At 65.1% G+C, this 1,503-nt stretch carries 1 protein-coding gene; it reads right to left on the minus strand.

Annotated elements, in window-relative coordinates; translation table 11 throughout:
- Positions 1-191: 191 nt before the first annotated feature.
- Positions 192-1,360 (minus strand): IS3 family transposase gene (locus MJD61_22015; GenBank protein ID MCG8557935.1). Its coding sequence is split into 2 segments (ribosomal slippage): positions 192-1,093 and positions 1,093-1,360, totalling 1,170 coding nucleotides; the frame shifts between segments, so codons are not numbered across the junction.
- Positions 1,361-1,503: the final 143 nt, after the last annotated feature.

The raw sequence follows: 1,503 nt of genomic DNA on the forward strand, positions 1-1,503 counted from the left end.
CAAGGTGGACGTCGCTCCCGTCTACGCGATCGCAGGTGACGATGACGACCACGGCTACCTCATCAACAAGGACACCGGCGCTCGGGTGCTCACGAGCATCCCGCGTCATCTCCGGTTCACAAAGGCGAGGAAGGACAAGCAGCGTGACCATTACGCCCAGACTGACCTTCCCCCGGTTTCTATACCACGGTCTATGTTAGACCAACGATGTGTTCGACTGCCTGCTGAGGCGGCCTGAGCGCAGCGAAGGGCGCCTCAGCAGGCGCGATCGCCTCCGGCGCCGGGGGCCGGTAGCCCAGGGAACTGTGCGGGCGCACCGTGTTGTAGTGACGACGCCAGCGCTCGATGAGCACCTTCGCTTCCTTCAGCGTGTAGAAGGTCTCCCCGTTGAGCAGTTCGTCACGCAGCTTGCCGTTGAAGCTCTCGCAATACCCGTTCTCCCACGGCGAGCCGGGCTCGATGAAGAGCGTCTTCACACCGACGCGCTTGAGCCAGTCGCGCACGACCCGAGCTGTAAATTCGGGCCCGTTGTCCGACCGGACGTGCTCCGGCACGCCGCGGGTCACGAAGAGCCATGTGAGACGCTCGAGCACGTCGTCACTCCTGAGCGTCCTGGCCGCGTCGATCGCCAGGCATTCCCGCGTGAACTCGTCGACGACCGTGAGCATCTTCACCGCCCTGCCGTCGTGCGTCCGGCTCTGCACGAAGTCGTACGCCCAGACGTGGTCCTTGTGCATCGGCCTGAGTCGCACGCAGGAGCCGTCATTGAGCCACAATCGCCCTCGCTTTGGCTGCCTTCTGGGGATCTTCAGCCCTTCTCGCCGCCAGATCCGTTCGACCCGCTTGTGATTCACCCGCCAGCCCTCGCTTCGAAGCATCGCCGTGATCCTCGGGGTTCCGTACCGCCCGTACATCGCCGCCAACTGCACGATCCGCCGCGTCAGCGGCGCCTCGTCATCTCGCTCCAGCGGCAGATACCGCTGCGTCGCCCGCGACTGCCCCAGCACGGCGCACGCCCGACGCTCCGACACATGCAGATGATCGACGACGTGGTCGACCATCCGGCGCCGGCGCGTCGGGCTCAGAAGTTTGGGTTCGCCGCCTCGCGCAGGATCGCCTTGTCAAGCTCCGCGTCGGCCAGCAGGCGCTTGAGCCGCGCGTTCTCGCGCTCCAGCGCCTTCAGGCGCCTGGCCTGCTCGACCTTGAGTCCGCCGTACTCGCGTCGCCATCTGTAATAGGTCTGATCCGTGATCCCGATGTGCTTGCATGCCTGCGCGATGGAGAGCCCTTTCGACAGATGCACCTCCGCCTCGCGCAGCTTGCCGACGATCTGCTCCGCCGTGTGGCGCGTCCTGGCCATGACTTCGATCCTCCTGATCCAAGACCGGGAATCTACCACTCCCGGACTGGACTTGATTCAGGGGGAAAGGTCAGATCAGTGAGAGCGCTCCCGGCGCCAGGGACGACGGACACAACCCGGCGCACGCGATCTGGTCGCTCATC

The organism is Pseudomonadota bacterium, assembly GCA_022361155.1.
Lineage (GTDB): Bacteria > Myxococcota_A > Polyangia > Polyangiales > JAKSBK01 > JAKSBK01.